Below are 23,617 nucleotides of genomic sequence, written 5' to 3' on the forward strand. Positions count from 1 at the left end.
CCATTAAGAAAATGGTGACCTGGAGGTCACCAACCTAGCAAATACGGGTAGTTAGTTCGCTGAACCAGTCCAGTTCAATTCAATATCCCAAGGGAACAGGCCGTAGATTGGCTCGCCAATTACGCCATTGCCATCGCTGTCTAGCGTTTTGAATTCCAAACCAAAGCCTGTGTCTGTAATTTCAAATACCGTTTTTGTTTTCGCTTTAGGGAAGCCATAAAGTGGGTTATAAGCTTGGAAGGTGTAATCTAGCGTGTAAGTACCGTTACCGTTGTCTTTAAAGGAAACTGGCTTATGCACAGCATAACCCACTGGGAAAGGTGCGAACTTACTTCTAATAAAACCGTTATTGATCGAAACCGTTTTCTTATCAAAATCCCACTTCCAATTGTAAGCCTGAGAACTTTTCGCCATTAGAGCGTTACTTGTTGTTCTTACTTCTAAGTTGTATGTACCAGAATAGTTTCCTGAGATATTGGCAGTGCCTGCAAACACGGATGCAGAAACAAGCGATAGGGCTAGTGCGGCAAGTTGAGTTTTCATTACGTTCTCCATACTGTATTGATAATGATTATTATTCGTGTTTAATTCTGATATCGTCAGACTTAATTCCAAATGACATTTGTCAATTTGTGAAAATTTCTATTACCAATGGATGTAGTACATCCCTTTCGCTAGAAAAATGATGGCTAACATATGGAAGAAAACACTGAGATGTGTGTATTTAAAACGCTTTGAAGACATGTTGCCGCAGATGGAATATTTCATCGCTACCAAAAAATGAATCAGCACGCTGATGGCCAATGTAATTTTAATGGTTAGCAGTGTTGAAAATGATGTCGCAAACAATGAAGGTAATGGGCTAAGGTGTTGATATCCCATCATCGCCCCCGTAATAAACAAGGTAGCAACAACAAAAGGCATGATCTTACGCCCACGAAGATGAATACCCTGCTCTACTAGTGACATGGTTTTCGGTGGCAAGTGGGGTCGAATACCCTCTAAGATCAACACTTCGAACGCTACAATACCAATAAAAATAGCCGCACAAAGTAAGTGTAAACCTACTAATACGCCGTAATGCATGACTGAATTCCTAAATATTAAATCTATCAGAATGGATAGTAGTGATAATTGTTATTAATTAGATTAACATTCTCCTAAAATATGCAAATGACATTTGTCAACAGGGACACCGCATGGACAACTTAACCACAAGCTTGATTGAGAACTCATTTATCTTTAGTGGCGTTTCATTGGAAACTAAAGTCGCTTTGTGTAAAGGCATGCAACTGGTGAATATTTCTCAAGGGAAGCACGTCTTCCACGCCGGAGACGAAGCTAAACGATTTTATATCGTGAAGTCGGGCGAGATTGCGTTGTACCGTTTCTCTCCAGAAGGTGATGAAAAAATATTTCAGCAGTTATCTCATGGAGATGCCATTGCGGAAGCCGCCATGTTTATGCAGCCAAGCCTTTACCCTGTAAGTGCAAAGGCAAAAGTGGACTGTCAATTGCTCTCTTTTTCTAGGGAAGTCTTGCTGACCTTTTGTGAAAGTAATTCAGCCTTCTCATTTCAACTGCTTGGAGCTATGGCTTCAAAATTAAACCAAGCGGTGAATCGCGTTGATCAGTTAACGTTGAAGGGTGCCAATCAACGACTCGTTTCGTATCTTTTGGAACTGCATGAACAGCAAGGAACCGATTGGCTAAAACTGCCCGTCGCTCATAGCGTACTCGCAGGGCAGCTAAATATTGCGCCAGAAACGTTATCTCGACTCTTTAAAAAGCTGAAAAATGAAGAATGTATCAGTGGAAAAGGAGGCGTAGTCGTTTTATTGGATATCGATAAGATGTGCCAATCTGTCAACTTACCCAACCCTCTTAAATATCGAGCAGATCTGGAAGGAAAAGAAACATGGTCTGGGTGTTGTAACCTTTCAGGTCATTGGATATAAAAAAACCCACTTCGAAAAATGGGCTTTCTATAGATTTTCGTTTTGCTATTTTATTGATTTCTCAGCGACTTTCGCTAAGATCGGCACCAAATCAGTAAGCAACTGTTCACTAATAGGCTTATCAGAACTATCCGTTACGTTGATAGATGTTCTGTTGTCTAAGTCACCCATCAAGAACGTAAATGAACTGCCACTCAAGTCTAACGGCTTAACACCAATTTCTTGCCAGAATTCATCATCTGGTTTGGCGTACTTCACCTTGATAATACCTTGGGACTGGTTTCGTTCTTCAATATTAAAACCAATTTGCGGCAGAATAGTTGGCATGTGTTGCCACAATGTAGAGTATGGCGCTCGAGCGATAATAACAGGTAATCCGCTGCGGTCTTTACCAAGACTGATAGGAATACGCTTCACTAGCTCCTGTGCCTTTAACGCCGCTTCAGCACGTAAATTCTGATCATAAGTTGACGTAACTAAATTAGTCATCAGAATGTTGTAACGCTCTTTGTCAGTCGCTTTAACAGGCTTAACTTGATTGCCTTCACGCCAATCGATAAGTGAAATTTTGAAGCCGTAGCGACGGTTCGATTCCAACTTTTCTATTGAATAACGGCTGCCAATCTCAGAGTCTTCATCTTCCGATTTCCACGTTACCCATTCCGTTTCGATACGAGTATTTGTGTTTTCTCTCAACCTAATACCTTGGTTTGAGAGCATCTGTAAAGCAGTTCGCCATACTTTCTCTTGTTCCGTTTCTCGAACCAACCACAAGGTTGCTTCACCGTCTTTCACTTCTGAACGTGCACCAGGAATTAAGTCCAAAATTTGTTGCGGCGGACGAATATCGACGTTTTTACCAATTCCACCTGTGTACTCACCCGCTGGAATATCGTAGTTAGGATAAAACTGCGGTGTGGCACCTTGTGGAAGCGACCACTCTTTTAGCGGCGTTGAATCAAGGTACGAAAAATCATCTTTAGCCTGACGGCGAGATGAAGGATCACTTGAACAAGCAGCGAGAACAAAAACAGCCAGTGAACCGATCACTAGCTGACGTGAAAACTTCATTAAAACTCCTAAATACAACCCGAAGCTCTTGGCTTCGGGGTTAACTTTATTGGGTTCGTTGGTTTGACCCTAGCTGATCCCAGCTTCTGCTAGAGACTTTTCAATAACTGGCTGAACCTCTTCAGAAAGCTCTGTCATTGGAAGCCTTAGGCTACCATTTGCGATCAAACCAAGTTTATGCGCAGCCCACTTAACTGGAATAGGGCTAGCTTCAATAAACAGGTTCTTGTGCAATGTCATCAAGCGTGCATTGATGGATTCCGCTTCTTCGAACTCTCCATCTTGAGCTAAGTGCATGATTTTCGCCATATCTGCTGCTGCGATATTGTTCGTTACAGAGATTACGCCATGACCACCTAACTTACAGAATTCGAGCCCTGTAGAGTCATCACCACTTAGTAAGATAAAATCTTCGCCACAAAGTTCACGGTGAATTGCAACTCTTTCTAAATCACCTGTCGCATCTTTCAAAGCAACGATGTTTTCAATTTTGGCTAAACGAGCCACGGTGGCAGGTTGAAGATCAACCGCTGTGCGACCTGGTACGTTGTAAAGAATGATAGGCACATCACTGGCTTCAGAAATGGCTTTGTAGTGCTGGTATAAACCTTCTTGAGTCGGTTTGTTATAGTAAGGCGTAACACTTAGCACACCTACAATACCAGAGCCTTGAAGCAGGCGGCTAAACGTCACTGATTCGTGAGTAGCGTTTGCTCCTGTTCCCGCAACAACAGGAATACGACCATCAGCGTACTCGACTGCTTTGCTCACCACCTTGACATGCTCTTCGATTGTTAGAGTGGCCGACTCACCCGTAGTGCCAACAGCGACGATTCCATCGGTGCCCGCTTCTACGTGGTATTCAACAAGTTGCTTCAGGCTTTCGAAATCCACTTCACCTTCATTATTAAACGGTGTCAAAAGCGCAACCCAGCTTCCAGAAAACATGTCCATCTCCTTAATAAATTCTTATACCAAATGGCGTCACTTCAACGACCCCCAGCAGGTCTACCTCAGCTCAAATGGGCTTCTAGCATGGTACTGTAACACCCTTGAATAAAACAAGGGTTCAGAGCGCCTTAGATGACAATCTCACGTTAATAATTGGAGGTTAAGCATGGATTGGTCGAAAATTTATCGAATTGGGTAAATTTTCAGGTTTGCACACTGAAATTCTCAGTGGGTATCCGAGCGAATAGTTGGAACTGTGCTAACATGCAAATTAACAGTTATTGAAAAATTGCCTCCTCATGTTACAACATTTAGTGATTACCGCTGTTGGTACGGATCGCCCGTGTATCAGTAACCAAATTACCCATTTGGTTACCGAATCGGGATGCAATATTATCGACAGCCGCATTGCACTCTTTGGCAGCGAATTTACGTTGATTATGTTGTTGTCTGGAAATAGCAACAGCTTAGCCCGAGTAGAAACTCGCCTTCCTCTTTTAGGTCAAGAACATGATCTAATTACGATCATGAAACGTACCTCTCCTCATCAGCACCCCGATCATGTCTATCGGATAGAAGTCTTTGTTGAATCTGAAGACAAACTAGGGTTGACTGAGAAATTCACTCAGTTTTTTGCTGACCGACAAATCGGTATGTCTTCACTCAGTGCGCAAACTATCGATAAATCCAAGGTCGAAAAAGAACAGAATCAATTTCATATTGCGTTGACAGCCCACGTCGATGGCGAATGTAACCTGATGCAGTTGGAAGAAGACTTCCAAATACTGTGTTCACAGCTATCGGTTCAAGGCTCACTAAATTTCATAAAAAACAGCCAATAAAAAATAAAGGATCGCTCAATGGAAACTTTGACTGCTGGCGCGCCTGCTCCAGCCTTTTCACTATTAGATCAAGACGGTAACACCGTGACATTATCTGACTTTGAAGGCAAAAAAGTATTGTTCTACTTTTACCCTAAAGCCATGACTCCGGGTTGCACTGTGCAAGCTAAAGGTCTTAGAGATGTCAAAGCCGAACTGGATGCACACAATGTTGTGGTTTTTGGTGTTAGCATCGACCCTGTGAAACGCTTAGGTAAATTCATCGAACGAGATGAACTCAACTTCACCCTACTTTCTGATGAAGATCATGCCGTTGCTGAACAGTTCGGTGTTTGGGGCGAGAAAAAATTCATGGGAAAAGTGTACGACGGTCTGCACCGCATCAGCTTCCTGATTAACGAAGAAGGTGTGATTGAACATGTGTTCAACAAGTTCAAAACTAAGACGCACCATGAAGTTGTATTGGATTATTTCAATAATCAGCGATAAAACACGTTAAAGGTTACATCTAGCGCGCTTAAAATAGGTCAACGTCCTTGAGGTAGATCAGCCTAGTTAGCCTTACTATCACTGGAAATCAAGCCACCTTCACTAAATGTTCCGGTGGCTTGTGTTTTACATGTTAGTAAACCTGTTCTCTTAGCTCCGCCGTTCTCATGCGAGAGGTGTAAAAGTTTTGTTCTGAGTATCCAATGCCATATGACGCATTGACCAAATTGCTACCGTGGCAATCTGTAAACACTTCGGATTGGCTCAAAAAGTAGTTACCAACAAAACCGATTGACAACACTGCACCCATTTCACCCGCACACATGGACACCTGTTCTCTTAATGATTCGTCGTAACTATATAGTCCAATAGATAGGCAGCCAGCCTGAGATGCCAAAGCTTGGATTTCTTTGCCAACATCCAGCTTGGAATCAACTTTAAAAACCAAAATAATTGGACCTGTAGGTGGAATGCTCCGATAGTCCAAAGATTCATCTGCAAGCACTATTACAGGACTCCATACTTCAGCCGTCGGGAAATCAGGATTCACCTGTTTCTCACCCAACCTGAGTACTTTGCCCAGATGCTTAGCATTCGCTTTTTCGATACTGTCAATAACTGATTCGTCATAGACTGCACCTAAAATATCACTTGGGTTGGGGTATTCTTGGATGAGCTCAACCATATCCTGCTTAATCGCGTTAATCACCTCTTCAAAAGAGTAATTTCTCTCTGGCGTTGAAACGCCTTCATTTGGAATAAAAAGTGCTCTTGGAGATGTACACAACTGGGAAGAATAGGAGCAAAATCCAAATGATAGATTCCTAATCATTCCTTGAAAATCAGAGGTTGAATCTAATACGACAGGAGTAACTCCACCACTTTGAATAAAGAGACGCGCATGCTGTGCATTATTCACAAGCCAGTTAGCCATCGTATTACGACCTGTGTAATCGATAATTTTAACTCTGGGGTCTACTGCAAGCTCCCTAGTGATTTTTCCTGACAGATCATCACTTAACATACTGACTAATGATGGATCTAACCCAGCTTCTTCCATGACATATTTTAGTACTTTTACAGTCAAAGCCATCGGCAGCGTGGCCTCAGGATGCGGCTTCACAATAACAGGATTGCCAGCCATGAGAGATGAAAAAACTGCAGCGTAAGAACTCCAAGTTGGACAGATTTTTCCACAAATCACAAGATTGATGCCAACTGGTTGCCTTTCAAACGCTCGATGAAACCCCATTTTAGGTCCATCTCCAATAGAAATATCCCAATCACTCACTCTTGTGTGGTTTGTTATGTCTTCAAACACACGAGTTACTGCCTCTATCCCTCTGTACTGCGCATGCACAGCGTTTGCATGAAACCCCATCAAGTAACTATGACCGCTGGTGTGTATTCCAGCTTCCGCTAGAAGTGAGCTTTGCTCATTGAGTCGCACCAATGCCTCTAGCAAAATACCTGCACGGTACTCCTTTGACACTTGTTTCCATGAGTGCATGGATGTGATTGCATTCTCACACAATTCGTTTGGATCAAAAATTGGGTACTTAATTCCCAATTTCTTACCGTAAGGTGATTTCTCAGGCTCAAACCAACGTTTGATTGTCAGCTCATGTCCCCACCCATGGGAAAAAAAGTACTTCCCAGTCAGCTCTTCCAATTGATCCTTTGCTATTTGTCTGTCCTCAGCAAGTAATTTTTCTAAGGAGTCAGAAAATGGCTGCCAATGCTTACCTTCTCTCATGTGTTCTAACGTATCAGTGACTAAGTGACAATGCGAATTCCACCACTTCTCACCAAGGCTCTTAACCCAAGATGGTACCGAATCGTGTTTATCTCGTATCTTCTTGTTACTTGTCGCGGTTTGCATACGAAAATCCCCTCCTACTCTGGAACAGACACAGCAAATTGTTTGTCGAGTTCAACATCTGTCCACGACTTGGAAAATGAGTAAAAATCAGAGGCATCTTGACCAACATGATAACGAGTTTTAGGGGGTGTATCCGTTATTGCCTGATGTATCGAGTTGGCAAAATCTGCAGGTGTTGTGGGGCTGGACTTCGCGTGCTCTGGGCTAGTAACAATAAACTCACCAAATGACTTTGCATATATCTCTTTCATGTCATTCGATGATTCACTAATTATATCATTCCCTGTCTTGATAAATTTGTCCCAAATAGGTGTATCGATAGCACCTGGCTGAACAACTATCACGTCTACGTTTGAATGATAAAGTTCTCTTCTTAACGCATCACTGAACCCTTCTTTCGCAAACTGTGCAATTGAGTATGCTCCTAAGTAGGGTAAAGCAATGTTACCCAAACCTGACGTCACATTTATAATTCTGCCTTGGCTTCTACGTAAATAAGGTAGAGCCCGCTGTGTAACTTGCAATTGTCCAATCACATTTGTTTCCAATTGTATTCGAAGATCATCAATTGGTAGCATTTCAAGTGGTGAAGGAATACAGATTCCGGCATTATTGACCAAACAAGAAAGCTGCGCGCCATATTTTTGGTGTATATCTTCAAGAGCACTTTCGATGCTATTTGAGCAAGTCACATCCAACTGAACGTAAATTAGATTTTCATTGTCACTTGATTCAACAGCATCCAAGTTTCGAACACCTGCAAACGTTAATATTCCGTTACGTGAAAGATGTTGAGCCGCTTGATTTCCTAAACCTGTAGATGCGCCAGTAATTAGAACTGTTTTTCTAGATTTCATTTTTATCACTTTTGTAGTTTGTATCGTGCAATAGATGCCGAATATCCATTCAGCACCTATCCTTGAACTTAAAAGGTTGACTAATAAGCCTTAAGCAGAAGCGCTGGTTAAAATTCCTTCTGCTTCAAAATCTAAGGAACTCTTTAAATTCTGCTTCAGTTTGCTTTGAGGTAGCCACTTAAGAGAAAAGTCTCTTTTCAGGCGGTGGAAATAACGATCATCTTGCTCAGTTTCACTCAATGCCTTAGAAGCATTAACCAGCATTTGGGCACGAGGGATCCTAATTTCCTCATATTGGCGCAACGCCGCAACAGGATCTTTGCAGTCTCTCAGCGTGTGTGCTAGTACAGCTGCATCCTCTATCGCCATTCCTGCTCCCTGACCTAGACTCGTTAGCATAGGGTGGGCCGCATCACCTAACAACGTAATACGTCCTTTCCCCCACGCTGCAGAGAAGTCTTTGTCTTGAGCGGGCACGCTGATTATTTTGTCATCAGAAGTACTTGAGATTATCTCACTTACAATCGATGGCCACCCTTCATAAAACGCTAAGATATCTGTAGCATTTCCTTTCCACTTTTTAGCGTCTCTGTTTCTCATATTGGCAGTACCCCACCAATAAACTTCTCCACCCCCAACATCTATTAGGCCGATTCGCTTACCTGCTCCCCAATAGTGACCAACATAACCTGGTGTTATTTGAGGGTGCTTGAAACGTGTTATCGCTAACCAGCATATATAGTCAGCCGGGCGAACACTTTGTGGTCCCTGCAGAACTTCCCGAACATACGAATGGATCCCATCAGCCCCAATTAAAATGTCTCCAGATGCCGACGAACCATTAGAAAATTTTACTGTGACACCCGAATCGTTCTCAGCCACCGCCACAACTTTGCTATTAGTCCTGATTTTCGTCGAATCAACTTGAGCCAATAGAGCCTGTTGCAACGCTTTTCTGGAAATACAGACACTATCTGCGCCGTTCTCGTCAGAGATTTCAGGTAGCGGCAAATTTCTGATCAATTTGTCATTTGGACTGCGAATTTCAAAATGTCTGATCGGTGCGCCAAATTTACCTAGTTTTAGGTCGATACCGAGAGTCGACAATGCAACGGCAGCATTAGACATTACTGATAACCCAGAACCCGCTGTTCGTAACTCTGTCGCTTGTTCATACAGCTCTACCTCACAACCTACTTTTTCTAGGGTAACGGCGGTTGATAGCCCTCCGATACCTCCCCCGATAACAATTACTTTTAATGGACGGTTCATACTTCGACTCCCTCTTCATCATATTGAAGTTGCAACTTTTGCTCAGACAGGCTCATTTCTTCTTCTATGACCTTCGCGACATGTTTTACATAAGGCTCTTCCATGATCTCAAGGTGATCTCCCGGTACATCTATTACATTTAGCTTTCCGGTTGTTTTGGCATCCCAGCCGTTTTTGGGATCTTTATACTCACTTCTGATGGCATCGTGCATCGAGCGAAGCACGTCTGGTAATGGACGACTCGCATGTAGCAAAGTCATGTCTATGCCAGCAGTACAGGTCGAATAATCAGTTGCCGATTTCCAATTAGTTCGATATACATCAAATAGCCGTTGCACAACGGCACGGGAACTGCCTTTTGGTATAGCACCGGTCGCAATCGCATGATCAGCTATGTAATCAAATCGGTCTTGAAGCGACTTGATATGGCTTGGAACAAATTGTGCTGGTAATGTTGCACCTTCTTTCTCCCATAGAAGTTCCCAGAAGAACCAACAGAGAAGGGCGTCTTCATTTGCCTTGCCCTTGGACTCTGCATTCAAAGCAACAGTGTCCACAACAAAGAGATCTTTTACGACTTCGCCCTGCTCTTTGAGCTGGCGAGCAATTTCAAAAGAAACGAATCCGCCATAAGACCATCCACCTATACTGTATGGTCCGCTAGGTTGAATTTGTCGAATCGATTCGATGTAGCTTCTTGCTTGCTCTTGAACCGACTTCAGTGGTACTGCACCAGCATCAACACCAAATGCCTGAAGCGCATAGAATGGCTGATCTTTCGGGAGATGCTTAACTAACCTCAAATAAGAAAGGACATTACCTCCCATTGGGTGTACGAAGAAGAGTGGTCTTTTACTCCCTTCCGTTCTCATTGGAACCAATGGACTGAACTTAGGTTGTGCTTCATTATTGCTAAGGTGAACAGCAAGCTGCTCTATCGTTGGTTTACTAACGAACGAAGAAAGAGAAATGTTGACCCCAAAATGCTTCTCAACGAGAACAACCAAACGCATTGCTGTTAAAGACGTCCCACCAAGTTCAAACAGATTTTGGTTGATTGCAATTGTAGGTATCTGCAATAGATCAGCCGCTATGTCACATAGGGTACGCTCAACAAGATCACGAGGTTCTATAAGGTCTTGTTCGCCGAATACCTGCTTAGGTACAATCTTTCTCAACGCAGCGTCATCTCTTTTTCCGCTTGCTGTCTTTGGAAACTCTTCCAACCATTCAATATTATTCGGAATCATGTAACTCGGCAGAATTTTGGATAGATGAGAATTAATCTGTTCCGATATTTCATCTATCCCTTCGCCCACAATAAATGCACTCAGATAGTGATCGTTTTCACCATTAGTTTGCATGACTACTGCTACATCCTTAATGGCATTTTTTGTGCTTGGTGTTGAAGCTATGGCTAATTCAATTTCTGCTAACTCTACTCGGTAACCCCTCACTTTTACCTGCGCGTCTCGGCGCCCCAAACAAATGATATTTCCGTCTTTAAACTGAATGCCAAAATCACCAGTTTTATAGAGTCGCTCATTGTTCTCTATACGTTGAACAAATCGCTCTGACGTCAATTCTTCCTGCTGGTAATACCCATCAGCCAGGGCTTTTCCTCGGACATAAAGCTCTCCGGAAACTCCATTTGGCACTTCCAATAAGTTGTCATCCAAAACAACCACTGATGTGTGGTCAATGTTTTTGCCTATAGGTGGTAACGATGGAAAATTAGAGGTATCTCCTGACATAGCAAACGAAGTAACAACATGAGTTTCTGTTGGTCCATACTGATTCTCTAAAACTCCATCATTTAACTGGGAGATAAGCTGCCTGATCTCGGGAGTAACCCGCAATTGTTCACCGGATGAAGCAACAACGCGAAGAGATTGAGGGTATTCGTTTAACGTAACTGCTGTTTCAGCTAATTGCTGTAAAGCAACATATGGTAAATAAATCCTCTCAACACCGTGGCTATCAATTAAGCGAAGCAATTGAGAGGGATCTCGTCGATTAACCTCACTAATCATGACAAGCTTTCCACCTGAGGTCAGTGTCGAAAATATTTCTTGGAAAGACACATCAAAACTTAACGGAGCATACTGTAAAGTGCTGGTCACACCCTTTCCACTTAGCGTGTTGTTTTGCCAGCTAGTTAGGTTAGAGAGGCTACGGTGAGGCATAGCAACGCCTTTAGGATTACCTGTTGATCCAGAAGTGAATAGCAGGTAAGAAAGATGCTCAGGCTCTATCAACACTTCAGATTGAAATGCATTTTCTTGCGCTAGAATCCCTTCAATACTTTTAACGCTAGATTGACCATATGATTGCAAGCTAAACTTAGAACCTGCATTCATCAATATGACTGATGGCTTAGCCTGCTCAATCATTGAGTCAATTCGGTGTTTGGGGTAGCTCAAGTCAAGAGGAAGGCACCCATAGCCCGCTCTTAGAATACCAACCAATGCAAAAACCATCTTTGGAGAGCGCTCCAATGCTATACCAACTGGTCTGTCATTCGGGTATTTTTCGCATCTAAGAGCTGATGCAACATACCCAGACTCACGCCAAAGCTCCTCATAAGTAACAGACTCTTCCTCGAAACTAATCGCGATCGAACTTGGTGATGTCAAAACCTGATCTTGAATTCTAGAGACCACAGAACTGAATGAACTGATGTCACAACTTACAGTGTGGTTTGGAAGTGACTGACTTAACGTCGCTAATTGGTCACTGTTTTCAGTCATTGCAGCGAGAGTCTTTAGGTACACATCCGTATAGGCTTCAGCGTAGGCATCAGAGAAAACAGATTCTTTGAAATCAAAGCGTAATTGATTTTGCCCAGTTCTAAAGTCAGTCATCACGTTGAGCAAAAGCTCAAAGTTCGTTTCTTCTAATGGCTCAAACTCTAAAAGTTGACAGTCCTCAGTATCAAATACGTCTGAAAGTACGTGGAAATGAATGAAATTAAATGCGGTTGTTATCTTTGCACTATCACCCGCAAATTTCTGAATTTCATTCAGAGGGTATCGACGATATGGAGCATGCTCTTGCTCGGATGCAAAGACAGAATCTATACACTCTTTCCATGAGCAATTTTCTGGGTTAAATCGAACGGGTAAAGTATTAAGGAACAAACCTAGAATTTGCTCAGATTGCGCTACTTCGGGACGACCATGAGTTACCAACCCAGTAACTATTTCTTTCTGGTCGCTGAAAGCAGACATTGCAAAGCAATGAGCTGCAAAGAAAAGTGATTTTAGAGATACTTTTTCTTTCTTAGCTAAAGCTACCAACTCCGCATTTAGAGTTTCTGGTACCCATTTCGTCTGTGTAAATACCTGCTTTTCTGAAACAGAAGTGTTTCCACCCTGACCAATTAACTTGCCCGCGGATACGTTTTCGAGTCTCGAAACCCAAAATGCCTGATTGCCTTTATCATTGATCGCCTGCTTTTCATCATAAACAAAGCGCACGGTGCTCGGCAGATTATCATTAATTATATGCTTCGGATCTTGGCGGTAGAAAGAAAACAGCTCCTTCATCAAGTTAGCAACACTACCTCCGTCAAGAATTGCATGATGGAAACTAAACACTAACTCCAAAGAGTTTTTGAGCTTAAACAGCGCTATCCGATAGAGGGGTCCCGTTTCAAAATCATAATCGAATCGAGTTCTATATTGCATGTAGTCAGCGATAAGACTTTTGGCTTCAGTACAAGAAAACATACTCAAGTCGCTTATATCGAGGACACTATTAATATCAATAGAAGGCTTTACAAGTTGCAACGGCTGACTAAAGTCTTTCAGATCGAAAACCGTGCGCAAGATAGAGTGACGCTCAATTACTTTAGACAAACTTTCCTTGAACGCTTGAGGACTCCATTTTGCCTTAAAACTATAACGGAATACATCTTTATAAGTCGCTGAGTTTCTGTCTTGTTGACTATGGAAGATAAGTCCTAACTGTAACTGAGTAGCAGGATAAGCATCTTCATATTGTGAAAGTTGTGCAGCCTCTTTTTCCTCGATCAATTTGAATGGAGGCAGATCAATACTGATTTGAGCTAGCTCATTAGACTCCACAAATTTTGCGAGTGCAGACACGGTTAAATACTTCGACAAATCAGCTAGCGTTACATTGGTCTCTAGCTTTTCAAGCTCTGATCGAACTTTCAGCATCAATATCGAATCACCGCCTACAGCGTAGAAGCTCTCTGAAGTACTATTTACTGGTGTATTCAGCACTTTTTCCCACACAGCGACTATTGTTCTCTCCATTGGTGTGCTGGCCGTAGTTCCCATTTTTTGTTCAGGTACTAAGCTTTGAAGGGTTCGTCTGTCGGCTTTACCATTCGGCGTTAAAGGAATGTAGGGAACTTGGCTGAATCTCGTTGGAACCATGAATTCAGGCAACTTATTTAGCAGTATATTTCTCAAATCAGCGAGCTCGCATTGCTCGGATTGAACAGAGACAAAGTATGCGTGAAGATAATTATCTCCATTTGCATTAACTTCAGTTAGTACTTCTGCGTGCTTTATTCCAGGGACTTCCTCTAGGTTGTTTTGTATTTCACCCAACTCAATTCGATTGCCTCGAATCTTTACTTGATTATCAATACGCCCCAAGTACTCTATACTTCCATCTGGCAACCATCGACCCAAATCACCAGACTTGTACCAACGCACTCCCTCATCAAAAATAAATCGCTCACGTGTTAGTTGCTCTTTATTGTGGTATCCCCTAGCTAAGCCAATACCACCAATTTGAATCTCCCCGATGTAACCTAATGGTTGTCGAGAGCCATGAGTTGATACAATTCGTATTGAGGTATTGTTTATTGGGAAACCAATTGGGACTCGTTGAACTGGTTCAGAAGTTTCGCGACCAAAGTCGAAATATGTAACATCCACTGTCGCTTCTGTTGGGCCATACAGATTGACGATAATCGGAGCATCATTTCCTAATGCTTTGAAAATTTCATGAAACTGATTTACACGTGCAGGTGGTAATGCTTCTCCACTTGTGAAAACACGACGTAAGGAACGGACTTTATTTATTAATTCTGGATTTTCTTCGAGTAATTCTAGGAATGGCTGAAGCATTGATGGTACAAAATGTAGTGTTGTAACCCCATGCTTCTCGATGGCTTCAACAATTAATAGTGGATCTTTTTGAGCTCCTGGAGGAAGTAGAGCAAGAGATGAGCCAGTGATGGACCACCAGAACAATTCCCAAACAGAAACATCAAAAGATATCGGTGTTTTTTGCAGAATAACGTCGGTTTTGTTTAACGGATACTTTTCTTGCATCCATTCAATTCGATTGACGACAGAAGCATGCTCAACCATAACTCCCTTGGGTTGTCCCGTAGAACCCGAAGTATAAATCGTATAAGCCATTTCCCCCGGTTTTGAGTCATTCTCTTCTACGAGCTGTAGTTGGGGCTCAGCACTACTGATTTCTAGTACATTATCTAAGTTTAGTTTACCCAGATACGCTTTATCGGATACAACAAGATTAACCTGACTATCACTCACCATGTAACTAATTCGGTCTTCAGGATAATTCGGGTCTAGTGGCAAATAAACGCCGCCAATTTTGTGCACAGCAAAGATGGTCGCTAGCATATCACTGCTTCGATCCATCATAATACCTACAACATCACCTGGTTGAACATGGTACTCTTTTAGAACAGTTGCGAATTTATTAACTTTTCTATAAAACCCTTCAAAAGTTAACTCGTCTGCCGGGTTTTCTCCCCTTATAGCGACCACATCACCATGTTGCTGGACCTTTTTCTCAAAGAGTGTTGACACCGAGTTACTATTCGAAAATGGCACTTGGGGACCATTCTCAAACCGATTTAATTTCTCATTTTGCTCCAAGGACAAAATGCAGGTCTTGGATATCTGTTGTTTCGGGTTTGATAAAATAGTGTCGATCAGTAGTTGTAGAGTTTGCGAAAACTGGTAAGTCTCTTCGATATCTCTCTTGAGGTTGATGTCCACGACAACCTCTTGGTAGTTACCGTAAGTATTCATGTGAATAGCAACAGCATCGGAATCGTGAGCATAAGCACAGTTGTCTGTTAACGTCTCAATCTCTTGATTCAAATGATTATATGAGAGAGTAACGTCAAATAGCTGACGATTATCTGATGACATTTCCGATATTAGGTTGCCCAGAGATACGTACTGGTAACCCTTCAGAACATTTGTTGAATCGGCAACACTTTCCATTAGTTGCTTTAAAATGTCTTCTTTGTTAACAGTAATTTCGAGAGGTAATGTGTTCGCCCACTGTCCCGGCATAGACTCTCGACCTTCTCTGTTACCAAAAGGGACACCGATTACAATATTGTCATTATTGTGTATTCTTGAAAGTAAAATGGACAATGCGGATACTACAACTTGGTAAGGCGTTGAGCCCTTATCTTTTATCCTGTAAACGTCATCTTTGCTCAGTATCATTCTCTCGCGCGTAAACTCATTAGTTTTATCATCGCTATGACTAAAAAGAACTGGCGAATAACGCTTCACCATATCAATCAGCTCTAATGGCACTGGCTCACTATTGGATTGCTTGACCGCGTCTACATAACTTTGAGACATAGATTCAAGAGACGCAGATGTATTTGGAGAGCTCAAACAACACTTAAATAACTTGTCGACTAGCATATTTAAGCTCTTTCCATCACAAACGATATGATGAGCTTTAACAAGAAGCCCCAATGAATGACCTTCAATATTTTTTACAACAGCAACGCTTATTAATGGAACTTCGTGTAAAGGAAACGCATCTTTTGTCCAGCTTTCCAACACAGATACCATTGACTGATGGTTTGCATCCAAATGAACAATATCTATTTGGTTATAACCAGTGATTACCTGATAAGGCACTCCGTCCTTTTGAACAATTTGAATTTGACTTGTCAAATCACTCTTTAAGCACTCTTGCACCTCCCTATCAACTTCCTTTGATCCAACCCCCGCAGGCAATGCTTTAAATACAGACACAGTATATTGGGCACTTTCTGGATTTATGAGCGCATCAAAATAGATATCTCGCTGATAAGGGCTAAGTGGAAGTAACTCTTTCTCACTAGTCATTGTCGATCCTTTTATTAGCCATATGAGCATTGTTTATATGAAACTAGTATTTCTTAACATTCAAAAAAATAGCCTCTACAGCCATTTTTCATTTGAGTGAAATATGTCATTCGGTGACACTTTTTGTCAAGATTATTTTTTCATAGTTAACCATATGGCATTTATGTTACAATTTATCACTTATTCGAAAATTAGGTATGATGACAAATCATATAGCATGCTGAGTTGGAAGAAACTAATATGAACGATAAGAAAAACTCATTAACCATTGAAAAAAATAAAGAAAACAACATTTCAGAAGGGCGACGTGAGCGTAAAAAAAGAATGATGAGGGATTCCCTTATCAAAGCAGCTTACGAATTATTTGAAGCAAAAGGATTTGATGAAACCCGAATAGAAGATATTACTGAAGCCGTTGATGTTTCTGTAAGGACATTTTTTAGGTATTTCTCTTCTAAAGAAGACGTGCTTTTGGACTACCAAGAAGCTGAGCACAAAGAATTAATGGAGCAATTGAGAGCACGACCACAAGATGAAGCAATTATTACAGCGCTAAAAAATGCATCTGTCCGCGCAGTGAAAGGCTGTGAAGAATGCTCTTATGGTTTCGACGCAGATCGATTTATGAATCTGCAAAATTTGCTTCGAAACAACCCAGTTATTAGAGCGTTTAATTTATCTAAGGGGCAAGACAGAATCAAAGATATTGCATGCTTCTTCGCAGACAGGATGAATGTAGATGTGTCAAAAGACTTTCGCCCTATGATAGTGGCCAACTTCTTAGATTTAGCTTACCAAAGTGCTCACCAGGCATGGAAAATTCAAGGTCGAGAAAGACCTTACTCAGATATATTAAAGGAGGTGTTTGAAGTATTGGAAGACTCATGCAACTTTCAGCCTAATCACCAAATAGAAGTACAATAACAATGAACACGCAGTACACTTAAGAATATATTTTTATAGATAAATACTTCTACTCTGATCCAAAAAATTCATAATACTACACTCATGTTGACATAACTAAACACACATCCACCCCCTAATTTTTTAGATGGTGGATGTGTAAAACCACATCTTAATTCAATAAGCCTAATAGAAAGACACTATGTATCAATAGGATTTATCCATTTGATGCTTGTAGGTAATACTTTTTACTTAGTAATTGATGGCACATCAAGGCAACAAAAAATACAGCGGCTCCTGCAATCAATGTAATTTGAAATCCACCGTATACTCCATACTCATCTATAATCCAGCCTGATAACGCTGCCCCCATTGAAACACCAATCCCGAGTCCAGTGATCATCCACGTTAAACCCTCGGTAAGCTTCGAAGAGGATACGATGTTCTCTACCAGACCCATGGCAATAATCATAGTCGGAGCAAAGAAGATTCCTGCAAAAAATACCGATAATGACAAGGTGAAAATGCTATTCACAAACAACAAAGGTAGGGTCATCAAAGCAGTAGCAAATGATGCTATTAAGAATTGCTTAGGTAAGGAAATCTTAAACTTAATGGTACCAAATGCGAGACCAGCTAAACACGAACCCACAGCATAAACCGAAAGAACAATACTTGCAGATACCGGCTCACCTTTTGCTTCCGCAAACGCAACACTTATCACATCAATAGCACCAACAATTGTTCCCAATGATACAAGAGCCAATACTAGCATTTTCATTGGGAGTGGTCGTAATGCAGACTCACTGTTCTGAGACTCCTCTAGATGTACTGGAGGTTCCGTGCTTTTTTGCAAAATAAAGATACTTACGCCTACAACAAGAAAAGCAATAGATAGTAAGGGACCCGCTTCTGGGAACAATGCAACACTCAACCCAACAGATAGCGGGGGACCTAAAATAAAGCACACCTCATCAAGAACAGATTCAAAAGAATATGCAGTATGAAGTTTAGGGCTCCCACGATAGATTTCGGTCCAGCGCGCTCTGACCATTGCGGGCATGCTGGGCATTACTCCGGAGCAAACTGCACATGCAAAAAGGGTCCAGTCCGGCAGTTTGTAGTAAGTACAAAATAAAAGCGCAAACAGAGAAACCACACTTATAGCCGTCGCTATTGGTAAAACTCGGCTTTGACCATATCTGTCAACAGCACGCGATATCTGCGGAGCGACCAATGCCATAGTCAACGTGAAAGTAGCTGCGACTGCCCCAGCCAACCAATAAGAATCTCGAAGCTGAGAGAGCATAGTGATGATTCCTATTCCAGTCATTGATATTGGCATTCGAGCAATTAAACCTGAAAAAGAAAAGGCAATTGTTCCCGGAGTACTAAACAACTCCTTATATGGATTAGCCATAAAACCTCCAAAATTTTTGATAACACATTGACATACGCCACGTATGTCAATTACTTTGACATACACTACGTATATCAATTATAAATGCAACTAATTTCTTAATAGAGTTCGAGATTATGAATCGTAAAAGCCGCGAAAAAATGATGGAAGAAACCCGTATTAAGCTGATTACAACAGCTCGTAGACAGTTTGGTACTGTCGGCTATGCCAACACGGTGATGGATGAACTTACATCTCAAGCAGGGCTTACGAGAGGTGCGCTTTATCATCACTTCGGCGATAAAAAGGGTCTATTTAAGGCTGTATTGGAGCAGTTAGATGAAGAATTAGATGCAAGGCTTGCAGAAGTTTCTTCTGTATCTCCCAATTTATGGGACGCTTTCGTAGGTAGATGTCATGCTTATTTAAGAATGGCTATCGAACCCGAAGTTCAGCGGATCATGTTACGAGATGCTCCCTCTGTATTAGATGCTGACCATATACAAAGTATGCGATTACAATGTGTTAATTCGATAGCGTTCATGCTTCGACAATTGATGGAACAAGGTGTAATAAACAAAGCTTCACCAGAATTACTCGCAAGGTTCATCAATGGTGGTTTGATGGATACGGCTTTATGGATTGCGGAAAGTGAAGATAATCAAGAATCGTTAGATGCAGCTATAGCTAGTCTTGATATTTTAATTCAAGGGCTTACCACTTCAAATAACTAGATATTCGTCAGATATAAAAAGACCCCAGAAGTTTTATACAACTGCTGGGGTCATTTAAATTTAGATGCTTTCTATTCCGCTTTGGGTATTGGGGCTTTTGATTCCGTATTGGGCAGCGCGTTAATGACGGCTTTTACCAAGGTCGCCAATGGAATAGCGAAGAAAACGCCCCAAAAACCCCAAAGCCCGCCAAACACCAAAACTGAAACAATGATAGCGACTGGGTGCAAATTCACTGCTTCAGAAAACAACACTGGAACCAGTACGTTGCCATCAAGCGCTTGAATGATGCCATACGCAACAAGAAGCCAGTAAAACTGTGGTGTTAACCCCCACTGGAACAACCCGACAATGGCCACCGGCACAGTAACTGCCGCCGCACCAATATAAGGAATCAGCACAGACAAACCCACCGCCACTGCTAGTAAAACGGAATATCTCAGATCGAGAATGGCAAACGTCACGTAACTGACACCGCCAACAATTAAGATTTCCATCACTTTTCCGCGAATGTAATTCGAAATTTGTTGGTTCATCTCGCGCCAAACTTTGGTCGCTAAACGTCTATTTTCAGGTAGAAAGCCACTCAACATCGACATCATTTCTGCTTTGTCTTTCAACAAAAAGAACACCAATAAGGGCACTAAGATTAGGTAAACCGCAAGTGTTGCAATACTAACGAGTGAAGCCAGTGACCCTTTCACTACGCTTTCACCTAAGCCAAGAACTTTGTTCTTAGCATTTGAAACAATCGATTCGACAATTTGGAGGTTTGCCAACTCTGGATACTGTTCTGGAATAGAAGCGATAAAACCTTGAAGCCCGTTATACATATTCGGGATATCATTAATCAAGTTACCCACTTGGCTCCATATGGTTGGCATTAAACCAAAAACAGCCATCAGCATAAGGCCTAAGAAAGCCAACACCACAATAGGCACAGCCGCCGCACGAGGCAGCCCCAAACGGATCATTTGCATTACCGGCCATTCCAGCAAGTAAGCGATCACTATTGCGACTAGTAGCGGCGCAATTAAGTGTCCGAAAAAGTAGATAGTGGCAAAGCCAAACAGAAGAATAGCAACCAAGCTGACTGCGTGAGGGTCGGAAAAACGTCGCTTATACCAGCGGCTGACCATATCGAACATTATGAATCGCTCTCTCTTACTACGGTTAAAGTGGACACACACTCATTCTCTTCCAAATGGACCGAAAAGAGGGATGAAGAAAAGTATCGTATCATATCTTGTATTGAGCTTTTATCATGCACTTGAATGACTAAGGTCTCTTTCTCTTTTAAGCTTGCTGCGCGACGCTTCGCTAGAAGCAACGCCATTGGGCAGCGTTCTTCACATAAATCAAGCGTGTAGCTGTTCATTCTTAGCACCAATACTTACTATTGTGCCTGTATTGTAATAGCATTTGGACCTATGGTCTCCCACTTCATTCGCAGAAGTGGAGATGATCATACCGAAATGTTTGAGCTCTTTATGTTTTAAACTGCGCCCATTGATGAAATAAATAGCAATCAAAAATTGATAGGCGAACCATATCTGTGTTCAACAGTCCAATTACACGATACGACATAAAAATGACAATGTAGTGGAGCAGAATGTTTAAATTTACTCGTTCAACCCTGTACCTCAGCATGGCAGCTCTTCTGAGTCAGCCAACTCTGGCGCAGAATTCGGGGTATGAATTACCAGATATAGGAACGGCTGCTGCCTCGACACTGACGATCGATCAGGAATCATTGTATGGCGACGCTTACATGCGCATGTTGCGTAGAAGCCAACCCATCGTTAATGACCCAGTATTAAACGAATACATTAGTACCATTGGTCATCAACTCGTTGCTAATGCCAACGACGTAAAAACACAGTTTAACTTCTTCCTTATCCAAGATAGAGACATCAACGCCTTTGCCTTTTTTGGTGGATACGTTGCACTCCATTCTGGTCTGTTCCTACATGCACAAACAGAAAGCGAATTAGCTTCAGTACTTGCACACGAAATCGCACACATCACTCAGCGCCATCTCGCGAGAGCGATGGAAGATCAAGCTCGTCGTTCTCCTGCTACCATCGCTGCATTGGTAGGTTCTTTATTACTAGCTGTTGCCGCACCTCAAGCGGGCATTGCTGCCATTGCTGCCACTCAAGCAGGGATGATTCAAAGCCAAATTAACTACACTCGCTCTAATGAAAAAGAAGCCGATCGCTTTGGTATTGTCACCATGTCTAAAGCGGGTTTCGATCCCCAAGCTATGCCGCAATTCTTTGGTCGATTGGCGGATGAGTTTCGTTACGTGAGTAAGCCACCTCCAATGCTACTGACGCACCCATTACCTGAAGACCGAATTACGGATTCGCGTGCGCGAGCACAGAGCATGCCTCCAAAACGGTTAGGTCCATCTATCGAATACAACTTAGCCAGAGCACGAATCATTGCACGGCACGCTGGCATTGATAGTGAAGCAGCCATAGATTGGATGGACAGAAGGCTTAAGAAAGCTCATCGAGACATCGTACCGACATTAAAATACGGTAAAGCCCTCGCATTGCTCGATATGAAAAAACTGGATGAAGCAGAAACGCTGTTAGTCCAGTTAGACAAACAAGATCCAAACAACAATTTTTATTTAGATGCGCTTTCAGACTTGTATTTATATAAAAAAGAATACGATAAAGGGCTGGCTATGCTAAAAAGAGCGCTGGATAAAAAGCCGAACAACCCTGTACTTGAAATCAACTACGCTAACTTGTTGGTTGAAAGCGAAAGGTACGATGAAGCAACTCGGCTATTACAGCGTTACACACATTCTCACCCAGAAGACGTAAACGGCTGGGCAATGCTTGCAGATTCTACCGCTCAGCAAGGTAAACGAGACGAAGAGGCAGCAGCGCGAGGCGAGATTTTTGCTCTCAAAGCGGATTGGAAGCAAGCCATCAGTTTCTATGCCGAAGCCAGTAAGCTGGTAGAACTTGGAAGCCTAAAACAGGCGCGATATGACGCGAGAATTGACCAACTTGGGCTACAACGCGACCGCTTTTACGCCCTTCAAAATTAGAAAACATAAGCACTTAGAAAACATAGGCACTTAGAAAACATAGGCACTTAGAAAACATAAGCACCACAGCCTGAGAACTCACCGTCTGTAAATTCAAGCTGTGTGCAAGGTAAAAAGTTAATAAGGAATCAACATGTCAGTATCGATTTATCACAACCCTCGCTGCTCAAAAAGCCGACAAACACTTGCTTTACTTGAAGAAAAAGGCATTACACCAGACGTCATAAAGTATCTGGAAACCCCTTTAAGTGTTGATCAACTGAAAACCGTTTACGCGCAGCTGGGTCTGAGTTCCGTACGAGATATGATGCGAACCAAAGAGTCAATATACAAAGAATTAAGTTTAGGCGATGAGTCTCTCACTGATGAGCAACTCTTTGAAGCTATGGTCGAAAATCCTAAATTGATTGAGCGCCCTATTGTCATTAAAGGCGACGCTGCTCGTCTTGGCCGACCACCAGAACAGGTTCTGGAAATTTTATGAGCATAAAGGTTGTTGTCCTTTATTACAGCCGCCACGGAAGCACCAAAAAGCTGGCTCGCCAGATTGCCCGTGGCATTGCCTCTGTTGAACAGTGCGAAGCGCTGCTCCGAACAGTCAACGAAATTTCAGACAATTCCGTTAATTCAGGTGCGCTCGCTGAACCAGACGACCCTATTCTCACGTTTGACGAGTTAAAAGCCTGCGATGGCCTAGCGATGGGTAGCCCTGTTTGGTTTGGAAACATGGCGGCACCACTCAAACATTTCTGGGACACCTCCACCCCTCTTTGGATAGGTGGCGATCTCATCGATAAACCCGCTTGCGTATTTACGTCTTCCTCTTCCATGCACGGCGGTCAAGAGACAACACTTCAAAGTATGATGCTTCCGTTGTTTCATCACGGCATGATGTTATTGGGTATTCCTTATTCTGAGCCCGCTTTGCACACTACATCACAAGGTGGTACTCCTTATGGTGCATCCACTATTGGTAGTCAGATACAATCAAACCAGTCAGATGAAGGGCAGTTAGCTTTTGCTCTTGGAAAACGTCTGGCAGAGTGTGCAAAAAAACTGAAAAGCTAGGGTTCA

At 42.2% G+C, this 23,617-nt stretch carries 19 protein-coding genes; 8 read left to right on the forward strand and 11 right to left on the reverse strand.

Annotated features, from left to right (window positions below; all coding sequences use genetic code 11):
* Nucleotides 1-51: 51 nt before the first annotated feature.
* Complete coding sequence (locus CW749_RS14160) at nucleotides 52-543, reverse strand: hypothetical protein (protein WP_101112893.1); 492 nt, start codon at nucleotides 541-543, stop codon at nucleotides 52-54.
* A 102-nt stretch (nucleotides 544-645) separates the two neighbouring features.
* On the reverse strand, nucleotides 646-1,086 hold the full coding sequence (locus tag CW749_RS14165) for a hypothetical protein (protein WP_101112894.1): 441 nt from the start codon (nucleotides 1,084-1,086) through the stop codon (nucleotides 646-648).
* A 113-nt stretch (nucleotides 1,087-1,199) separates the two neighbouring features.
* On the opposite strand from CW749_RS14165, the gene CW749_RS14170 reads away from it, so the two are divergent.
* On the forward strand, nucleotides 1,200-1,958 hold the full coding sequence (locus CW749_RS14170; RefSeq protein WP_101112896.1) for a Crp/Fnr family transcriptional regulator: 759 nt from the start codon (nucleotides 1,200-1,202) through the stop codon (nucleotides 1,956-1,958).
* Nucleotides 1,959-2,003: 45 nt separating this feature from the next.
* Here the strand turns inward: CW749_RS14170 and bamC are convergent, their stop codons facing one another.
* Together bamC and dapA are read right to left on the reverse strand one after the other, a co-directional pair.
* Entirely contained in the window at nucleotides 2,004-3,029 is a 1,026-nt protein-coding gene (gene bamC / locus CW749_RS14175) for an outer membrane protein assembly factor BamC (RefSeq protein WP_101112898.1), read from the reverse strand.
* Nucleotides 3,030-3,098: 69 nt separating this feature from the next.
* A complete protein-coding gene (gene dapA / locus CW749_RS14180; protein ID WP_101112900.1) occupies nucleotides 3,099-3,977 on the reverse strand; it encodes a 4-hydroxy-tetrahydrodipicolinate synthase in 879 nt (292 codons plus the stop codon).
* A 302-nt stretch (nucleotides 3,978-4,279) separates the two neighbouring features.
* Between dapA and CW749_RS14185 the strand changes: the two genes are divergently transcribed.
* Nucleotides 4,280-4,822 carry a glycine cleavage system protein R gene (locus CW749_RS14185; protein WP_101112902.1) on the forward strand — a complete coding sequence of 181 codons (543 nt, stop codon included), beginning with the start codon at nucleotides 4,280-4,282 and terminating at the stop codon, nucleotides 4,820-4,822.
* Between the two features lie 18 nt (nucleotides 4,823-4,840).
* Nucleotides 4,841-5,311, forward strand: a complete 471-nt coding sequence (gene bcp / locus CW749_RS14190; protein ID WP_101112904.1) for a thioredoxin-dependent thiol peroxidase — start codon at nucleotides 4,841-4,843, stop codon at nucleotides 5,309-5,311.
* A gap of 133 nt (nucleotides 5,312-5,444) precedes the next feature.
* On the opposite strand, the gene CW749_RS14195 is transcribed toward bcp, so the two are convergent.
* From CW749_RS14195 to CW749_RS14210, 4 genes are all read right to left on the reverse strand, one after another.
* The gene (locus tag CW749_RS14195; protein ID WP_101112906.1) at nucleotides 5,445-7,193 is read right to left on the reverse strand and encodes an aldehyde dehydrogenase family protein; all 1,749 of its coding nucleotides are present in this window, start codon (nucleotides 7,191-7,193) and stop codon (nucleotides 5,445-5,447) included.
* A 14-nt stretch (nucleotides 7,194-7,207) separates the two neighbouring features.
* Nucleotides 7,208-8,050: an SDR family oxidoreductase gene (locus CW749_RS14200; RefSeq protein WP_101112908.1), complete on the reverse strand. Its 843-nt coding sequence runs from the start codon at nucleotides 8,048-8,050 to the stop codon at nucleotides 7,208-7,210.
* A gap of 90 nt (nucleotides 8,051-8,140) precedes the next feature.
* On the reverse strand, nucleotides 8,141-9,322 hold the full coding sequence (locus CW749_RS14205) for an FAD-dependent monooxygenase (RefSeq protein ID WP_101112909.1): 1,182 nt from the start codon (nucleotides 9,320-9,322) through the stop codon (nucleotides 8,141-8,143).
* On the reverse strand, nucleotides 9,319-16,437 hold the full coding sequence (locus CW749_RS14210) for a non-ribosomal peptide synthetase (RefSeq protein WP_180958405.1): 7,119 nt from the start codon (nucleotides 16,435-16,437) through the stop codon (nucleotides 9,319-9,321). The genes CW749_RS14205 and CW749_RS14210 overlap by 4 nt, the downstream gene beginning before the upstream one ends.
* Before the next feature lie 240 nt (nucleotides 16,438-16,677).
* On the opposite strand from CW749_RS14210, the gene CW749_RS14215 reads away from it, so the two are divergent.
* A complete protein-coding gene (locus CW749_RS14215) occupies nucleotides 16,678-17,361 on the forward strand; it encodes a TetR family transcriptional regulator (RefSeq protein WP_101112911.1) in 684 nt (227 codons plus the stop codon).
* Nucleotides 17,362-17,557: 196 nt separating this feature from the next.
* Here the strand turns inward: CW749_RS14215 and CW749_RS14220 are convergent, their stop codons facing one another.
* Nucleotides 17,558-18,760, reverse strand: coding sequence for an MFS transporter (locus CW749_RS14220; RefSeq protein ID WP_101112912.1), 1,203 nt, complete (start codon nucleotides 18,758-18,760; stop codon nucleotides 17,558-17,560).
* Between the two features lie 116 nt (nucleotides 18,761-18,876).
* On the opposite strand from CW749_RS14220, the gene CW749_RS28550 reads away from it, so the two are divergent.
* Nucleotides 18,877-19,473 carry a TetR/AcrR family transcriptional regulator gene (locus CW749_RS28550; RefSeq protein ID WP_101112913.1) on the forward strand — a complete coding sequence of 199 codons (597 nt, stop codon included), beginning with the start codon at nucleotides 18,877-18,879 and terminating at the stop codon, nucleotides 19,471-19,473.
* 71 nt (nucleotides 19,474-19,544) lie between these two features.
* Here the strand turns inward: CW749_RS28550 and CW749_RS14230 are convergent, their stop codons facing one another.
* Together CW749_RS14230 and CW749_RS14235 are read right to left on the reverse strand one after the other, a co-directional pair.
* Complete coding sequence (locus tag CW749_RS14230) at nucleotides 19,545-20,621, reverse strand: AI-2E family transporter (RefSeq protein ID WP_101112914.1); 1,077 nt, start codon at nucleotides 20,619-20,621, stop codon at nucleotides 19,545-19,547.
* Nucleotides 20,621-20,851 (reverse strand): sulfurtransferase TusA family protein, encoded by a 231-nt coding sequence (locus CW749_RS14235; protein WP_101112915.1) that lies wholly within the window; start codon nucleotides 20,849-20,851, stop codon nucleotides 20,621-20,623. The genes CW749_RS14230 and CW749_RS14235 overlap by 1 nt, the downstream gene beginning before the upstream one ends.
* Nucleotides 20,852-21,085: 234 nt before the next feature.
* Between CW749_RS14235 and CW749_RS14240 the strand changes: the two genes are divergently transcribed.
* From CW749_RS14240 to wrbA, 3 genes are all read left to right on the forward strand, one after another.
* Nucleotides 21,086-22,543 carry a M48 family metallopeptidase gene (locus CW749_RS14240; protein WP_101112916.1) on the forward strand — a complete coding sequence of 486 codons (1,458 nt, stop codon included), beginning with the start codon at nucleotides 21,086-21,088 and terminating at the stop codon, nucleotides 22,541-22,543.
* 133 nt (nucleotides 22,544-22,676) lie between these two features.
* Nucleotides 22,677-23,027 carry an arsenate reductase (glutaredoxin) gene (gene arsC, locus CW749_RS14245; RefSeq protein ID WP_101112917.1) on the forward strand — a complete coding sequence of 117 codons (351 nt, stop codon included), beginning with the start codon at nucleotides 22,677-22,679 and terminating at the stop codon, nucleotides 23,025-23,027.
* Nucleotides 23,024-23,611 carry an NAD(P)H:quinone oxidoreductase gene (gene wrbA / locus CW749_RS14250; RefSeq protein WP_101112918.1) on the forward strand — a complete coding sequence of 196 codons (588 nt, stop codon included), beginning with the start codon at nucleotides 23,024-23,026 and terminating at the stop codon, nucleotides 23,609-23,611. Before arsC ends, wrbA begins: the two co-directional genes overlap by 4 nt.
* Nucleotides 23,612-23,617: the final 6 nt, after the last annotated feature.

The sequence above is a fragment of the Vibrio sp. vnigr-6D03 genome (genome assembly GCF_002835515.1).
In the GTDB taxonomy this organism is placed as follows: Bacteria; Pseudomonadota; Gammaproteobacteria; order Enterobacterales; family Vibrionaceae; genus Vibrio; species Vibrio penaeicida.

Bases quoted from the DNA above. Each gene is read 5' to 3' on its own strand.
- CW749_RS14160 (WP_101112893.1), bottom strand. From the start codon at position 543: ATGAAAACTCAACTTGCCGCACTAGCCCTATCGCTTGTTTCTGCATCC.
- CW749_RS14165 (WP_101112894.1), bottom strand. From the start codon at position 1,086: ATGCATTACGGCGTATTAGTAGGTTTACACTTACTTTGTGCGGCTATT.
- CW749_RS14170 (WP_101112896.1), top strand. From the start codon at position 1,200: ATGGACAACTTAACCACAAGCTTGATTGAGAACTCATTTATCTTTAGT.
- bamC (WP_101112898.1), bottom strand. From the start codon at position 3,029: ATGAAGTTTTCACGTCAGCTAGTGATCGGTTCACTGGCTGTTTTTGTT.
- dapA (WP_101112900.1), bottom strand. From the start codon at position 3,977: ATGTTTTCTGGAAGCTGGGTTGCGCTTTTGACACCGTTTAATAATGAA.
- CW749_RS14185 (WP_101112902.1), top strand. From the start codon at position 4,280: ATGTTACAACATTTAGTGATTACCGCTGTTGGTACGGATCGCCCGTGT.
- bcp (WP_101112904.1), top strand. From the start codon at position 4,841: ATGGAAACTTTGACTGCTGGCGCGCCTGCTCCAGCCTTTTCACTATTA.
- CW749_RS14195 (WP_101112906.1), bottom strand. From the start codon at position 7,193: ATGCAAACCGCGACAAGTAACAAGAAGATACGAGATAAACACGATTCG.
- CW749_RS14200 (WP_101112908.1), bottom strand. From the start codon at position 8,050: ATGAAATCTAGAAAAACAGTTCTAATTACTGGCGCATCTACAGGTTTA.
- CW749_RS14205 (WP_101112909.1), bottom strand. From the start codon at position 9,322: ATGAACCGTCCATTAAAAGTAATTGTTATCGGGGGAGGTATCGGAGGG.
- CW749_RS14210 (WP_180958405.1), bottom strand. From the start codon at position 16,437: ATGACTAGTGAGAAAGAGTTACTTCCACTTAGCCCTTATCAGCGAGAT.
- CW749_RS14215 (WP_101112911.1), top strand. From the start codon at position 16,678: ATGAACGATAAGAAAAACTCATTAACCATTGAAAAAAATAAAGAAAAC.
- CW749_RS14220 (WP_101112912.1), bottom strand. From the start codon at position 18,760: ATGGCTAATCCATATAAGGAGTTGTTTAGTACTCCGGGAACAATTGCC.
- CW749_RS28550 (WP_101112913.1), top strand. From the start codon at position 18,877: ATGAATCGTAAAAGCCGCGAAAAAATGATGGAAGAAACCCGTATTAAG.
- CW749_RS14230 (WP_101112914.1), bottom strand. From the start codon at position 20,621: ATGTTCGATATGGTCAGCCGCTGGTATAAGCGACGTTTTTCCGACCCT.
- CW749_RS14235 (WP_101112915.1), bottom strand. From the start codon at position 20,851: ATGAACAGCTACACGCTTGATTTATGTGAAGAACGCTGCCCAATGGCG.
- CW749_RS14240 (WP_101112916.1), top strand. From the start codon at position 21,086: ATGTTTAAATTTACTCGTTCAACCCTGTACCTCAGCATGGCAGCTCTT.
- arsC (WP_101112917.1), top strand. From the start codon at position 22,677: ATGTCAGTATCGATTTATCACAACCCTCGCTGCTCAAAAAGCCGACAA.
- wrbA (WP_101112918.1), top strand. From the start codon at position 23,024: ATGAGCATAAAGGTTGTTGTCCTTTATTACAGCCGCCACGGAAGCACC.